General features: G+C 52.4%; 11 protein-coding genes. All 11 read right to left on the bottom strand.

Annotated features, from left to right (window positions below):
* Positions 1-1,735: 1,735 nt before the first annotated feature.
* Entirely contained in the window at positions 1,736-3,379 is a 1,644-nt protein-coding gene (gene pgm / locus NH398_RS00470; RefSeq protein WP_366069853.1) for a phosphoglucomutase (alpha-D-glucose-1,6-bisphosphate-dependent), read from the bottom strand.
* A 53-nt stretch (positions 3,380-3,432) separates the two neighbouring features.
* A complete protein-coding gene (locus NH398_RS00465) occupies positions 3,433-3,948 on the bottom strand; it encodes an NUDIX hydrolase (protein ID WP_253015766.1) in 516 nt (171 codons plus the stop codon).
* Positions 3,948-4,931, bottom strand: a complete 984-nt coding sequence (locus NH398_RS00460) for a hypothetical protein (protein WP_253015765.1) — start codon at positions 4,929-4,931, stop codon at positions 3,948-3,950. The genes NH398_RS00465 and NH398_RS00460 overlap by 1 nt, the downstream gene beginning before the upstream one ends.
* An 83-nt stretch (positions 4,932-5,014) precedes the next feature.
* Positions 5,015-6,352 (bottom strand): phosphoglucosamine mutase, encoded by a 1,338-nt coding sequence (glmM, locus tag NH398_RS00455; RefSeq protein WP_253015763.1) that lies wholly within the window; start codon positions 6,350-6,352, stop codon positions 5,015-5,017.
* A gap of 45 nt (positions 6,353-6,397) precedes the next feature.
* Positions 6,398-7,864 (bottom strand): glycosyltransferase family 2 protein, encoded by a 1,467-nt coding sequence (locus NH398_RS00450; RefSeq protein ID WP_253015761.1) that lies wholly within the window; start codon positions 7,862-7,864, stop codon positions 6,398-6,400.
* A 28-nt stretch (positions 7,865-7,892) separates the two neighbouring features.
* Positions 7,893-9,587, bottom strand: a complete 1,695-nt coding sequence (locus NH398_RS00445) for a hypothetical protein (protein ID WP_253015759.1) — start codon at positions 9,585-9,587, stop codon at positions 7,893-7,895.
* Positions 9,578-9,838, bottom strand: a complete 261-nt coding sequence (locus NH398_RS00440) for a hypothetical protein (RefSeq protein WP_253015757.1) — start codon at positions 9,836-9,838, stop codon at positions 9,578-9,580. The genes NH398_RS00445 and NH398_RS00440 overlap by 10 nt, the downstream gene beginning before the upstream one ends.
* A 48-nt stretch (positions 9,839-9,886) precedes the next feature.
* On the bottom strand, positions 9,887-11,143 hold the full coding sequence (locus NH398_RS00435; RefSeq protein WP_253015755.1) for a beta-ketoacyl synthase N-terminal-like domain-containing protein: 1,257 nt from the start codon (positions 11,141-11,143) through the stop codon (positions 9,887-9,889).
* Positions 11,144-11,231: 88 nt separating this feature from the next.
* The gene (gene glmS, locus NH398_RS00430; protein ID WP_253015753.1) at positions 11,232-13,073 is read right to left on the bottom strand and encodes a glutamine--fructose-6-phosphate transaminase (isomerizing); all 1,842 of its coding nucleotides are present in this window, start codon (positions 13,071-13,073) and stop codon (positions 11,232-11,234) included.
* 99 nt (positions 13,074-13,172) lie between these two features.
* Positions 13,173-14,087 carry a sulfotransferase family 2 domain-containing protein gene (locus NH398_RS00425; protein WP_253015751.1) on the bottom strand — a complete coding sequence of 305 codons (915 nt, stop codon included), beginning with the start codon at positions 14,085-14,087 and terminating at the stop codon, positions 13,173-13,175.
* Between the two features lie 15 nt (positions 14,088-14,102).
* Positions 14,103-14,804, bottom strand: coding sequence for a sulfotransferase family 2 domain-containing protein (locus tag NH398_RS00420; protein ID WP_253015749.1), 702 nt, complete (start codon positions 14,802-14,804; stop codon positions 14,103-14,105).
* Positions 14,805-14,817: the final 13 nt, after the last annotated feature.

Here is a 14,817-nt window from a genome sequence, read left to right as displayed (position 1 = left end):
TGCAATAGATATGCCGATCAATATAGCAGGAACGCAACTTCCGACGCGAGCCTGGGAACCACCACCGGCACTCCTGGCGGAGTGCTTCGCGGGTGCGCTCCGCTTACGCCGCGCTACAAGTGCCTGCCTTGCATATTGTGGAGACGCAGGACACGTTATGCTCCATTTTGGCACCCCGTAGCGCGGCGTAACGAATCTTGCGAGGCACGAGCAAATGAGGCACCCGCGAAGGCGGCGGGTAGCCGCCTGGATAAAGCCGCCGTGAATGATCATACCTGGGTGCCACCATCGGCACTCCTGGCGGAGTGCTTCGCGGGTGCGCTCCGCTTACGCCGCGCTACAAGTGCCTGCCTTGCATATTGTGGAGACACAGGACACGTTATGCTCCATTTTGGCACCCCGTAGCGCGGCGTAACGAATCTTGCGAGGCACGAGCAAATGAGGCACCCGCGAAGGCGGCGAGTAGCCGCCTGGATCAAACCGCCGTGAATGATCATACCTGGGTACCACCATCGGCACTCCTGGCGGAGTGCTTCGCGGGTGCGCTTCGCTTACGCCGCGCTACGGGGGCCCACCTCAAGTGCCGTGAAACCATCAACACGGGGCAACGCACATACCCGTAGCGCGGCGTAACGAATCTTGCGAGGCACGAGCAAATGAGGCACCCGCGAAGGCGGCGAGTAGCCGCCTGGATGAAGCCACCGTGAATGATCATACCTCGGTGCCACCATCAGCACTCCTGGCGGAGTGCTTCGCGGGTGCGCTCCGCTTACGCCGCGCTACAGGTTCCTACCTAGAGTGCCGCGAACCATTAGAGCGGAGTGCTTGCCCCGTAGCGCGGCGTAACGAATAAGCGAGAGCAACGAGCGAATGAGGCACCCGCGAGGGCGGCGATAGCCGCCTGAACAAGCCACTGTGAATCATCACATCACAGTGCCACCACCGGCACTCCTAGCGGAGTGCTTCGCGGGTGCGCTACGCTTACGCCGCGCTACGAGTGCCTACCTAGAGTGCTGCGAACCACTAGAGCGGAGTGCTTGCCCCGTAGCGCGGCGTAACGAATAAGCGAGAGCAACGAGCGAATGAGGCACCCGCGAAGGCGGCGAGTAGCCGCCTGGATGAAGCCGCCGTGAATGATCACACCTGGGTGCCAAGATCGGCACTCCTGGCGGAGTGCTTCGCGGGTGCGCTTCGCTTACGCCGCGCTACGGGTGCCTGCCTTGCATATTGTGGAGACGCAGGACACGTTATGCTCCATTTTGGCACCACGTAGCGCGGCGTAACGAATGAGCGAGAGCAACGAGCAAATGAGGCACCCGCGAAGGCGGCGGGTAGCCGCCTGGATCAAGCCACCGTGAATGATCATACCTGGGTGCCACCATCGGCACTCCTACCGGAGTGCTTCGCGGGTGCGCTACGCTTACGCCGCGCTACGGGGGCCCACCTCAAGTGCCGTGAAACCATCAACACGGGGCAACGCACATACCCGTAGCGCGGCGTAACGAATCTTGCGAGGCACGAGCAAATGAGGCACCCGCGAAGGCGGCGGGTAGCCGCCTGGATGAAGCCGCCGTGAATGATCACAACTCAGTGCCAAGATCGGCACTCCTGGCGGAGTGCTTCGCGGGTGCGCTCCGCTTACGCCGCGCTACGGGTGCCTGCCTTGCATATTGTGGAGCCACGTAACGTGTGAGGTGCCCACTTTGATTTGCTTACGCCGCGCTACGTGAATTCCTTACCCTTTCAATACGCCTGATAAAAGCGCGGTGGCGCTTTCGATCAACTCATCCAAATGCTGCGGGCCTTTGAAGCTTTCCGCGTACACTTTGTAGAGCGATTCCGTGCCGCTGGGGCGTGCGGCGAACCAGCCGTTTTCGGTGGTGACTTTCAAACCACCAATGGCGGCTTGGTTACCCGGCGCTTTGACCAATACGGCAGTGATGGGGTCTCCAGCCAAGGTGGTGTCGGTGATGCTATCGGCGGTGAGGTTTTTAAATGCGGCTTTCTGTTCAGCGGTGCAAGCGGTATCTACTCGCTTATAGAACGGTTCGCCAAAGCGTTCGGTAAGGGTTTGGTAATACTCGCTGGGCGTTTTGCCGGTAACGGCCATCATCTCAGCGGCTAGCAGGCATAGCGCGATGCCGTCTTTATCGGTGGACCACGCCTCGCCTGCTTGGGTGAGCAGGCTTGCGCCAGCGCTCTCCTCGCCGCCAAAGGCGAGCCAGCCTTCGTGCAGGCCATCCACGAACCATTTGAAACCGACCGGCACTTCAAACAGCTCACGGTTGTGCGAGGCCACAACGCGGTCGATCATGGAAGAAGAGACCAGCGTTTTACCGATTTTCAGCGAATCGCTCCACTGAGGGCGATGGCTAATCAGGTAATCCACACACACCGCCAAGAAGTGGTTCGGGTTCATCAACCCGTTGGCATCTACAATGCCGTGGCGGTCGGCGTCCGGGTCGTTGCCAAAGGCGATATCGAAGCGGTCTTTAATCTTCAGCAGGTTCGCCATGGCATCCGCGCTGGAGCAATCCATGCGGATCTTGCCGTCGTGATCGGGCGGCATAAAGCGGAAGCTGGCATCAATGGCGGTATTCACAACTTCCAGGTTTAGGCCGAAATGCTCACCAACCGCCTGCCACACGGGCAGCGCCGTGCCGCCCATGGGATCTACGCCCAGCGTTAAGTTGGCTTTTTGAATCGCCGCCATATCCACCACGCTGCCCAACTGCGCTACATAATGCGCGGTGTAGTCATACTCCTGGGCGTGGGCAAGCGCTTCTTCCAGCGGTACCAGAGTGATATCGCTTAGCTGACGAAGTAGGTACGCATTGGCGCGCAGCTCGATCCACTGGGTCGCTTCGGTATCTGCGGGGCCGCCGTGGTGGAGGTTGTACTTAATACCGCCATCTTCTGGCGGGTTATGGGATGGCGTAATAATCAAACCATCTGCTTTCGCGGCGGGCATTGCGTGGCGCTGCTGCGCGTTATGCTGCAAAATCGCGTGGCTGATCAAAGGCGTGGCCGTGTAGCCATGGCCCTTTTCGATCATCACCGGCACTTTATTGGCGGCCAGCACTCGCAGCGCGCACTCCCAGGCGGGGCGTGAAAGGGTATGGGTATCCAAGCCTAGAAACAGCGGGCCTTGGTAATCTTCTTCTTGGCGGTAATCCACTACTGCCTGGGTGATGGCAATAATGTGCGCTTCGTTGAACGTGCGCTCGGTAGCGCGGCCACGGTGGCCCGAGGTGCCAAAGGCCACGCGTTCGCTAGCAATGCTGGCATCCGGTATCTGATCAAAAAATGCCGCTACGATGGCTTCCATTTGCGTCTCCTTGCTAGATTCGCCACGCGCACCGCGACTCCCGCCGCGCACAATATAACCATGACGATAATAGTAATAAGCAAAATACTAAGGCTAACATACCCTTAGCGTAAAACTGCCCAGTAAAAACTCAACGCTGCCAGTGTAAAACTGTCCTCTAACTTGCCCTGTGCTAACTGAAGTGGCAACCGTTCCAGCGGTATTTTAACAATGCGTTCAGCTTCCTGATCCCGCATGTGCGTCTGGCTATCCACCGGTAGCTCAGCCAAATAGATATCGATACAAGAAGTCAGTATGGCCGTATTTGGGCGCATTTTACCCAGCCAGGTAAGTTGCGCAGGCTCTGCGGCCAACCCGGTTTCCTCACGCAGCTCGCGCAATGCACACTGTTGAGATGTTTCGTGAGCCTCGCCGTATCCACGTGGAATTTCCCAGGTGGCTACCCCTTGCTGAGCTGGCCTACGCATCTCTAAGAACCACACCGTATCACCCACCAGCGGCAGTACCGCCGCCCCGGCATGCGCCCCAGGCTCATGCACGTAGTGGAAGGCACCTTTACGCATCACGCGAAACCAGGGGTTCTGATATTCAATATGCTCATCTGAGGAGTGGGTAGGCACTATTTCAACTCCACGCCCATAAAGCGCGTTAGCTTAGGGTAAAGGCCGAACCAGTTGCGCCGCTCACACCAGGAAACCCCGTGCGCCTTGGCTTTCTCTTCCGCGTACTCCAAGGCTTTGTCGGCCAGAATGCTCGCCAGTTCTTCGCTGCCTAAGGTAGAGATAAAGCTAAACAGATCATAGCCTGCTTTCAGCGTGGCCAACTCTTCCCGTCGGCTACCAATCGAAATCCCCGTATCCAACAGCCACAGCGGCAAACGCGAAAGCACCTGGATGCGATCCATCACGAAGGCCTCCCCTTCACCCACGAACAGGCCGTTGTAACTTGCATCCACGACTTCCAAACGGAACTGATCACGCTGAAGAGCGGGTATCTCCAACGTGCCAAGCGCTGAATACCAATCAGAACGCGACCTCAGCGGCTTGCCGCTTTGTTCAACAAGCGCCAGCGTTTGTTGGTGAACGCTGCGCTGCTGTTCCGCCTCTACAGCAACCTCAGTGGTGGAAGTAGCAGCCCCTGCTAACCGCAAGCGTATTTGCTCGCTCAATGCCCCAGGTTTCTTCTCAAGCGACACAATAGAGGGCTGATAGCAGGTTAAAACATCGCTGGCTTTTTCTAACTGCTTTTTGAGCTGGGTAGCCTGCGCAGCAGTCAGCTCCCCCTTACGCACGCCACCCAACTGAGACACCACATAGTTGGCATCTAAGTGTTCAAAATAGTCGACCAGGGAAAAGCCATTCTCCAGGCCGAAGCCGCGAATCATCAGTTTGCTTTCATTATGCTCATCGCGCTTGAACCAACGCTGAACATGCTTGGATGCCAGTAGCGAAATAATCGCTGGGTTATCGATCAGTAAATTAGGCGAAAGCACCACGCCATCAGCAAACAGCACGCCCGCCATAAAACGAGCGCGCACTTCATCTGGGCTTAACTGGCGCACAGAGTCGCAATTAGCCAGAAACAGCTTCTCTTTTAGAATCATTGACCTGTTACCTAGCCACAAAAAAGTGCCACAAAAAAGCCAGCCGGAAGGCTGGCTGGCTTTTGTACATACTCACGGCCGGATTATGCCAGCGATGCGGCGATTTTCTCCGCGCAAGACGTCGCCTGCTCGGCATCCACTGCCTCAACCATCACACGAATCAGCGGCTCAGTGCCGGATTTACGCAACAGCACACGGCCACTATCACCAAGCTCCGTTTCTACGTTGGCGACCGCCGCTTTCACCTGCTCGCTTTCTAGCGGGTCGATGCCTTCTACGGCGGTGTAGCGAACGTTAATCAACGTTTGCGGTAGCTTGTGCATGCCCTGCTTCGCCACAAACAGCGTTGCCTCTTGCTGCAATAAGCAGGTGAGTACGCGCAGTGAGGCAATGATGGCATCGCCCGTGGAGGCGTGGTCTAGGCTCAATAAGTGACCAGACCCCTCGCCGCCCAAGCGCCAACCGGTGGCCTTGAGTTGCTCCATCACGTAGCGGTCGCCTACTTTGGCACGCTTAAAGGGCACATCCATGGCTGCCAGCGCTTGCTCCAGGCCCAGGTTGCTCATTTGCGTACCCACAACACCACCGGTATAACCCGATGCTTTAGCATCTTTCGCCAGCAGGAACAGCAGCTCATCGCCATCTACCACCGCACCGGTGTGATCCACCATCATCAGGCGGTCGGCATCGCCATCCAGCGCAATCCCCAGGTCGGCTTCATGCTGCAGCACGGCCGCCCGTAGGCTTTCCATCGCAGTGGCACCGCAGCCCGCATTGATGTTCACGCCGTTGGGCTGGTCGTGAATACTCACCACATTGGCCCCCAGCTCGCGGTATACCGCCGGGGCAACTTTATAGGCAGCGCCGTTGGCGCTATCCACCACCACTTTCAGGCCGCTTAAGCTCAAGTTGCCGGGCAGGTTTGCTTTACAGTATTCGATATAACGCCCAGCGGCATCGTCTACTCGGCGGGCTTTACCCAACAGCTCCGAACTCACACACGTCATGCCGCCTTCAATGGCGGTATGCAGCAAGCGCTCGATCTCTTGCTCTTGTGCGTCTGAGAGTTTGAAACCGCCCTGACCAAAAATCTTAATGCCGTTATCGTGAAACGGGTTATGAGAAGCACTAATCACCACCCCGGCATCCGCACGGAAGGTGGAGGTTAAATACGCCACCGCCGGGGTAGGAAGCGGCCCAGCCAATGCCACGTTCACACCTGCCGCTGAAAAGCCCGCCTCTAACGCCGACTCCAGCATATAGCCACTGGCACGGGTATCTTTACCGATGATGACCTCTTTTATACCTTCTGCGCCCAGCACCTGCCCTGCGGCCCAGCCCAACTTCATGGCAAAATCAGGGGTCATGGGGAATTCACCCACTAACCCGCGAACCCCATCGGTACCAAAATACTTTCGCATTCTCCAAACCCACCAAACGTATTATGTTAATGGCTGGCGAGCGCCTTAACGCGCTTCACCTAGCAATGTGTTGATATCCGCCTCAGGCACCGCAATTGCATCGGGTGCCGAAAACGCGCGCTGACCGCTTATCGGTGCCAAGCAGAGTGGCTCACCGTTACGTAACTGTTGAAGGTGCCACTCGCTCCAGCTTTCCCAGTAGGCCAGCCGTGCTGGGGAGACCGCATTTTCTCGATGTCCGGTATCTTTAGCGGTCATCAATGAATCGTCTCGGTGCGCGCCAAACGCAAGCGGTTCAATCAAGCGTTTTACGGCACTCTTACCAAAATACAGCTTCATGCGTGCCAAGAATTCACTGTCTGCCCCGGTACGCACCAGGTCCCAACTGCCCATGCGCTCAATCACCGCACGACGAAACAGTGGCGAAGACGGGTTCAAGCGCGTAAACGGTGCTGCCTGGCGTACAAAAAACTTCCCTTCATCACTTAAGCGAACCCACTGAGACGTGGTCGCCATGATGGCCGGGTGTTTTAGCATGGGAGCCAGTTGGCGGCTAATTTTTTCAGGGTGCGACCAGTCATCTGAATCATGGCAGGTAATGAACTCGCCATGCGCCTGCTGGTAGCCGTAGGTTTTAGCAACGTACGTTCCCGCGTTTTTCGGCAACTGATAACACCGAACCCGCGGATCTTTTTTAGCGCACTCCAAGAGCTGCTCAAAGGTGTTATCAAGGCTAGCGTCGTCCACCACAATGATTTCGAGATGACGGTGCTGCTGAGCCAATAACGAATCAATTGCACGAACGGCACGCTCTCCCGAGCAGTACGTCGTCATCAGTACACTGACCAACGGCCCTTGGCTGGCAGGCGCGCTTTCATCATCCGCGTGGGCGGGCTTATCCAACGCTGCAAGATTCATGACACCCAACGGGGCGTGCTCATCAACGGGCCTAACAGCGGTGAGCCCATGGCGGGCCAAAAATTGATTGATGAAGTCGCACTGCTGAAGCGCCGTGGTGGCAGTGAGGTTACTTTCCACCAGTAGCGCTTCAGGATTGGGGGTTTTAGCCGCCTGCTGGTAAGCCTGTAGCCTCTGCTTAGCTAAGGGATAATCTCCCAACCGCATGGCTAAGCCTACGGGTAGAAAAGACGAAGCAGGTAGCACCGCTTCATGGCAGAGCTGTTCCGCCAAGGGGGGCGAAAAGGCAGCGATGGCTTGAATGAACGCAGGCACACGGGCACCTAGTTGGCCGCTTTTCAACAGTGAACGCGCCACTGCCTCGGCTTGCTGTGCTTCTCCCAGTGCCGTTAACGAGGCCGCTCTAGCGAACTGAGCATTGACGTTATCTGGGAAGGCAGGCTGGTTCACCACTGTTTGGTACATTCCCAAGCGATAGTAAGACCACACCCCCGCCGCTGATTGCGCGAACGATGAACCACCCGCCGCCAAGGCCAGCGCGTGCTGCCCCACCCACTGGCGCAGCCGTGCTTTTCCTGCCTTAAACACCTGCATCCTTACTCCTGCATTACCACCTACCTGACTAGCTTACGGGCTGATCAGGTAATGAAAAATCAAAGGTGAGCGCATGGCCGTTAGCTTCCTGCGACTGCCCCAACGGTACACCCGCAGAGTGTTCCAACTGCTTCACCTGACGCTTTAAGCGGTCATTCTCTTCCAGCAACTGGCTCAGCTGCTCGGCCATTTCACCACGCTCTACTACATAATGCTCCACTAGCGCCTGTAAACGTGCTTCCATTGAGTAGGCAGCATTGGCTTTATCTACTGTCCCCAATAACGTCTGTAAGAAGCTGCCATTCAGCAGAGCAGGAATTATAACCGCATGAATAGCAACATCCTTAACAGCATGAGCCGAGACCTGTGGCAACCCGGAAAGGTAATCCACATGGACTAAATCTTTAACGCAGTACTCACCAGCATAAAGATCGATCTGCCCTTTAAATTCGCTACTCTCAAGAATCGGCTTAATATCAAACCGCTTGTCAGGAACCAGTTGGTTGACTTTGCGGATCTGTGGGCGATTGCGATAATCTGCATGCCGTTCAAAAAAATCAAGGCCTACATGGCATACGGGCGTGTAGGCCAGTATGTAGCAAGCATCCAGCGCTACGCCATAGTGCAATGCCGCAGTCCCGCCTGCAGAGTGCCCCATAGTAATAACCCGCTTTGCACCATAGCGTTTTGCAATCTCTCTAAGCTTTTCAACCGAAGATTCAAAACTCCCCCCTAGCCCTGAAATACCGTTCAGATAGTAGGAGTCTTCTTTATCAACCAAATTCACTAGCGCTATGCCGTAACCAGCAAAGAATCTATCCAGCAGAGTCAATGGAATAGCAAACCGCCGCGCCACCCCCGAAAAGATAATGACCAGACAGTCGGCGGGTGCCAACGGGGAGCAAGTCAACGCTTGAGTAGGAGAAAAAGCGGGAGTCAGAGGGCGTAATGGTGGGTTAAGCTTTTTTTCAAATGCTATTGCTTGCTGTAAACCTTCCACGTTATAAGCTTGGCACAGAGTATCAATGGAAGAGCGTAATGCCTGATCGCGACTAATACCCTGCCCAATACTGTGTGCCAACAAAAATTCAACAATATCTTTGTTTAAAGCACCTTGGCGATGTGCCTCATAAGCCAATACCAGCGCCTCATCCAGGCACTGTAATTCCACCAAAGCATCCACCCAAACCTGTAACACAAAACCTTCATGCTTACGCTGTTTGGCATAACGCTCACTGCATAAATTCACAATATCCTGAAATTCACCTTCAAGTTGAAGCTTATTCAGCAACAAGCGTAATCCTGGGCGAAACTCTGGCCAACGTTGCACAAATACTTTTAAAAGTCTTACAACTTCCGTGTTGGTGATATAGTGGGAGTATAGCTTTAGATCCCAAAGCAGAGCCTCTTCAGAGGCATCTTCCGCGAGAAGCATCTGAGGAGTAACAGGGGTACCCTGCTGCTCTAAATCTGAACCATATAGATAATATAACTCTTTATAGAGCAACTGAATTTTGTGATCTATTGGCCAGTGCTGAGCTGCTTGCCGGGCCGCATGTAGCGCCCCGGTAAAGTTTTGGGCAATCTGGCATTGCCTTATTAAGTTGAGTGCTACCTGCGTAGCTTGGCAAATGTCGCTAGAAGCAACTGCCTGCCATAAATCATCAGCTTTTTTAAAATCAGATTGGAGATACGCTTCCTCAAGCTGAAACGTTATTGACATATCTCTTTATCCACATAGTCAACTACGTGTGCAAAAGTCTCTAACTGATCTTGATCCTCATCTGATACGTTAATCTTACAAGCATCTTCTAGCAGCAGAAAAAACTCTACCTTATCTACGCTATCCAAAATATCACTAAGCATAAAGCCCGGATTCTGGATAATGTTTTTCCTGATACGTTCAGTACCTGACATACCCTTCTGTTCCAGCAATGTGATCAGGGCGTCCAGCACTATTTGTTTTGTATTCATAAACTAAACTCCCAGGCCCAATAAGACCCAATTAAAAGTATAATCTGACTACTCATCCCTGCTTACAATCAAGCTGACATGAGTACCGCCAAAACCAAAAGCATTTACCAGCGCAGTATTATGGGAGTGTTCTCGGGGTAGTTTACTGGCTAATAGGTTAGGCAGCGTCTTATCCTGATTAAAGTTCAGCGTTGGCAGTACAAGCTGATGGCACAAGCTTTCCATCGTCAAAATAGTGCTGATCAGCGCCGCTGCCCCCATTGAGTGCCCTAACTGCGATTTATTGGCAGTTACTGGGCAAACGGAAAGGTGGTCACCAAAGACGTTATTAAGCGCACTAATTTCGGCCTGATCCCCCTGCCAAGTCCCAGTTGCATGAGTGCTAATGGCACCTATATCAGAGGCTTGGTATCCGCCGTGAGCTATTGCCGCACGCATACACGCTTCTACCTGTGCCTGATCCAGCGCTGTCTGGCTGGTAGCACTGGAGTTCATCGCCCCACCCTGCAGCCAACCTTTTATTGGCAAGGCATGGTTTTGTGCCTGTTGAGAGGTAGTTAACCAGAGCGCACTTACCCCTTCCCCCATTACCAGACCACAGCGATCTGCTGACAACGGTCGGCAAAGGGTAGTCGGATCCACAGATTCTGCCTCTTGTGGGGCAGATATTGCCGCTGCTTTTAACCAAGCAAAACCAGCAGCATTCGATGCCTGCAAAGGAAGTTCAAAGCCGCATACCAATGCCGCATCAATGGCACCTGCCTGTAAAAGCTGACCTGCAACAAGTAATGCCTGTCCGCTGGAGGCACAGGCACCTCCTACATTGAATTGAGGGCCAGTAAAGCCCCAGTCGGCCGCCACCATGGCCAAGGGCAAATTTTGGCAACGTGTAAGCAGTCCGGTCATTAACGGCTGTTGCCGACCTGACATCGCTTCATGCGTAATGGTCGATGTCAGTGCTGTACCACCAATCACTGCCACACGAGCCGGATCCAGCCCCGAAGCCAAAGGATTAACACGCTCCAACAAACGGCGACAAACTTGCCGCAATGCCTGTGCAGTAGGGTCTGGGGTACGCTGCAACACCGCAGCAGAACCAGCCAAGGTTTCGAAACTGGCCGGTATCTGCCCGGCAACCCGTACTTTATCAGTACCAGATAGCAACGACTGATCAGGAGCATAACGTGTCAATGGCCCAATACCGGACTTTCCAGCACTCGCAGCTTGCCACGTTTCCTGCAACGTCAGGCCAAGTGCGGTTGCACACTCATAGTCAATAACAGCCAAGGGGGCAAAACGGATCATTAACTTTTCCCTGTGGTGCCCGCACAATATCACTGCCAGTTGTGGCGTTTTTCAACTTAGTTGTCCAAACGGCTGTATTCAAACCGCCTCACTCCACCGTCACACTCTTCGCCAAATTACGCGGCTTATCAACATCGGTGCCTTTTACCAACGCCACATGATAAGAGAGCAGCTGAAGCGCTACCACGTGTAACACCGGTGAAAGCAACCCGTAGTGCTCAGGCATCAACAGTACGTTCACACCGTCAGACGACTTCACCGCACTGCCACCATCGGCAAATACATAAAGTTGCCCGCCACGGGCACTTACTTCCTGCATGTTGGCTTTCAGCTTCTCCAACATTTCATCGTTGGGCGCTACCACCACCACCGGCATTTCGGAATCGACCAGAGCCAGCGGGCCATGTTTCAGCTCACCCGCCGGGTAGGCTTCCGCATGAATGTAAGAGATCTCTTTGAGCTTCAGCGCGCCTTCCAAAGCAATGGGGTAATGCCGACCACGGCCCAAAAACAGCGCATGGTGCTTATTGGCAAAATGCTGAGACCACGCTTCGATGCTGGACTCTAACGCCAGCACTTTATCAACAGCAATGGGCAAGTGACGAAGCTCGTCTAAATACGCTTTTTCAGCGTCATCACTCAAGCGCTGGTTCGCTTTGGCAAGCAGCAGAGTGAGTAAGAACAGCGCACTAAGCTGAGTGGTAAACGCTTTGGTAGATGCCACACCAATTTCCGGGCCAGCGCGGGTAATAAAGCGCAGCGCGGTTTCACGCACAATGGCAGATTCCGGAACGTTACAGATCGCCAGGGTGAAGGTATGCCCCTGTACCTTAGCGTGGTGTAGCGCCGCCAGGGTATCCGCGGTTTCACCGGACTGAGAAATCACCACGACCAACTGCTTTGGGTTAGGCACACTATGGCGATAGCGGTACTCGCTGGCAATTTCTACGTTGCAAGGAATGCCCGCCACTTGCTCAATCCAGTACTTCGCCGTCATGCCTGCGTAGCTAGAGGTACCACACGCTAGAATCAGAACAGATTCCACCTGCTGGAAAATCTCAGCGGCTTCCGCACCAAAAATACCGGGCTGCAACTGCCCTGCCCCGCTAATCATTTCCAGCGTGTTGCTAAGCGCCTGCGGCTGCTCGAAGATTTCCTTCTGCATGTAGTGGTTGTAATCGCCCAACTCGACCGCGTTGGCGTTCAAACTAGACGTGACAATGGCGCGTTCAACCATCTGGCCAATACCATCGACCACTACCACCGCATCGCGGCTTAAACGGGCTACATCGCCGTTTTCCAGGTACATCATGCGCTTGGTAACAGAGAGCAGCGCAGAGGCATCAGATGCGGCATAGTAGCCATCTTCTGCAACGCCAAGCATCAGCGGAGAGCCTTCACGGGCAACCACCAAGCAATCCGGCTCTTCCTCACTAATGACGGCTAACGCAAACGCCCCCTTCAGGTGGGCAACGGCACACTGCACGGCAGAAAATAGGTTTTCGGCAGGTTCACCAATTTGGCCCTTAAAACAGGCTTGAATCAGGTGGGCAATGGTTTCTGTGTCGGTATCCGAGGTGAACACATACCCCAGGCCTTGAAGCTGCTCACGGAGAGACTCGTAGTTTTCGATGATGCCGTTATGCACCACCGCCAAGCCAGAGGAGATGTGCGGGTGAGCATTGCGCTCGGCGGGAACGCCATGAGTAGCCCAGCGTGTGTGAGCGATACCCACATGCCCGTTAATACCCGCTTCCGCCACTTTGCTGGCTAGCTCCGCCACACGCCCTTTGGCACGGGCGCGCTGCAACCCATTATTGAGTACCGCCAAGCCTGCCGAATCGTAGCCGCGATACTCCAGAGTGGATAACCCTGCAAGTAGAAAATCGGTGCTTTCCTTTGCGCTTATCGCGCCAACAATACCACACATAATATTTCCAATTGATAATCAATACGAAAAGGCTTCACTGAGCGAAAAAAACCACCAGAGCCGAGCGCGTAAGCATAAATAAAATATTTATTTTAAACCTTAGACTCCGTTCTTAGTATTCTCAGGAATAGAAAAATCTAAGCTTGCGGAAAATGCATCAGAAAGAGAAGAGACTGACGCTTTTAATTCAAAGCTAAGATCAGTCGCAGGTAATTCATTCAGAGTAATAGAAGCCTTCAGGTTCCCTTCCACTTCTTCAATCATCTGATAGTCATCCGCATAAATTTCACGCAACAAAACCTCTGTAGCTGGCGTCAAGACCTGATTCAAAGCTGGTAATGCACGATCACGGAGATATTTTTTTCTAAAATAAATAGCAGGGCAGTCAGAGTCAGCAAAAGATAATGCGATACTGCCCTTAGTTGTACTGTTTGAAGGCTCTTTAAAAACACTATTACATAAATTTTTGGGAAGAATACCCTGCATTTCTTGGTAAACATTATTTATGTGAATAGCTTTCGTATAGGTAATAGGCAAAAGATGCCACGTTTGAGGATAAAGATGACCATCAACGTCTTGCCAACGCTCTCCTTGTAGCAAAGCCACATATTCATTTACAAACTCATCGAATGTAAGTAATGCCGGATCACGCCCTATCACTTGCTCAAGCTTCCCTAATATATCAACAGCCCCATCTTTCTGTATAAGCTTATTTTTATATACAGAAAATACACGTTCCACTGGATCTCGATATACAAAAATCTTGGTCGCGTATAAACTATCAATTTTATCAGGATCTGAACTTTCTACCTGAACGTGCTTAGCCATACAGGATATGCTTGGAACTTCTCCATGACATAAATCAGGATGTAAATGTTTAAAGAGAAGCTTGAAAGAAGTAGAAGCATTTTTCCTAATATAACTATACAAAAAAGAAAACCCTTCTCCTTCAAACTTTAAATCAGGGGAAAACTTCCCCTTACTGATATGCTGGAGATTATTTTTATATTTCAAGGATACACCCTATATTCAATAATCATAGCCAAAAGTTTTGAAATCCTTTTTGTATCTTAAAGATACCAAAGACCTCAATTCATCAGTCCAATACTCAGACACTCTTTGACTAGAGTTTGTCTTTGAAGGCGATAAATTCTTAGAACCAAAATCAGGAACAGGAAGTTTAGGATAAATATTATTCCAAACACACCTCATATCTTCAGAAAAAGACTCTTGCTTCCCTATAAAATTATAATTTACATATTCATACATCACATCAGTATACTGCACTCTCCAATGATTATTTTGTTCAAAATCTGACTGTAAGCAAATAGCTTTAACAAATTCATCAAAGGAGAAATCGTAGCCAATTTCTTTATTAAGATAACGTATAAGCTCTCTGTATGGAGCTGATTGTTTAGGTACAATCCGATCTAAGTAGCAAGAAAGCAGCCGAGAATATGGATTTCTTACAAAAGTAAAATTGAAGCTATCCTTACCAGACATTACCCCTGCCAAGATTTTTTCTGGCAACTGAAAAGGGGATAACAGTGGAGAAGCTCTACGATCATGTACATTATCATATTTTAGCTTTGTACCTTTTGACTCAGCTCCATACAGAAAATGTTTAACTGTACTATTAGCAGCCTTACCCACAGAATGGAAAAAATACTTATTCTTCAAAGAAATATAAGCATGGCTATTAAAATCAAAATCAGGCTTACCAACGTCCATAAAAAACCTCATT

Origin of the sequence: Halomonas sp. CnH100-B, from assembly GCF_024124605.1 — a bacterium.
In the GTDB taxonomy this organism is placed as follows: Bacteria; Pseudomonadota; Gammaproteobacteria; order Pseudomonadales; family Halomonadaceae; genus Vreelandella.
This window is presented reverse-complemented; position numbering and strand designations above follow the sequence as displayed.

What these genes read in the sequence shown, in the direction of transcription:
- NH398_RS00460 (WP_253015765.1), bottom strand. Translation starts at nt 4,931, where the DNA reads ATGATTCTAAAAGAGAAGCTGTTTCTGGCTAATTGCGACTCTGTGCGC.
- glmM (WP_253015763.1), bottom strand. Translation starts at nt 6,352, where the DNA reads ATGCGAAAGTATTTTGGTACCGATGGGGTTCGCGGGTTAGTGGGTGAA.
- NH398_RS00450 (WP_253015761.1), bottom strand. Translation starts at nt 7,864, where the DNA reads ATGCAGGTGTTTAAGGCAGGAAAAGCACGGCTGCGCCAGTGGGTGGGG.
- NH398_RS00445 (WP_253015759.1), bottom strand. Translation starts at nt 9,587, where the DNA reads ATGTCAATAACGTTTCAGCTTGAGGAAGCGTATCTCCAATCTGATTTT.
- NH398_RS00440 (WP_253015757.1), bottom strand. Translation starts at nt 9,838, where the DNA reads ATGAATACAAAACAAATAGTGCTGGACGCCCTGATCACATTGCTGGAA.
- NH398_RS00435 (WP_253015755.1), bottom strand. Translation starts at nt 11,143, where the DNA reads ATGATCCGTTTTGCCCCCTTGGCTGTTATTGACTATGAGTGTGCAACC.
- glmS (WP_253015753.1), bottom strand. Translation starts at nt 13,073, where the DNA reads ATGTGTGGTATTGTTGGCGCGATAAGCGCAAAGGAAAGCACCGATTTT.
- NH398_RS00420 (WP_253015749.1), bottom strand. Translation starts at nt 14,804, where the DNA reads ATGGACGTTGGTAAGCCTGATTTTGATTTTAATAGCCATGCTTATATT.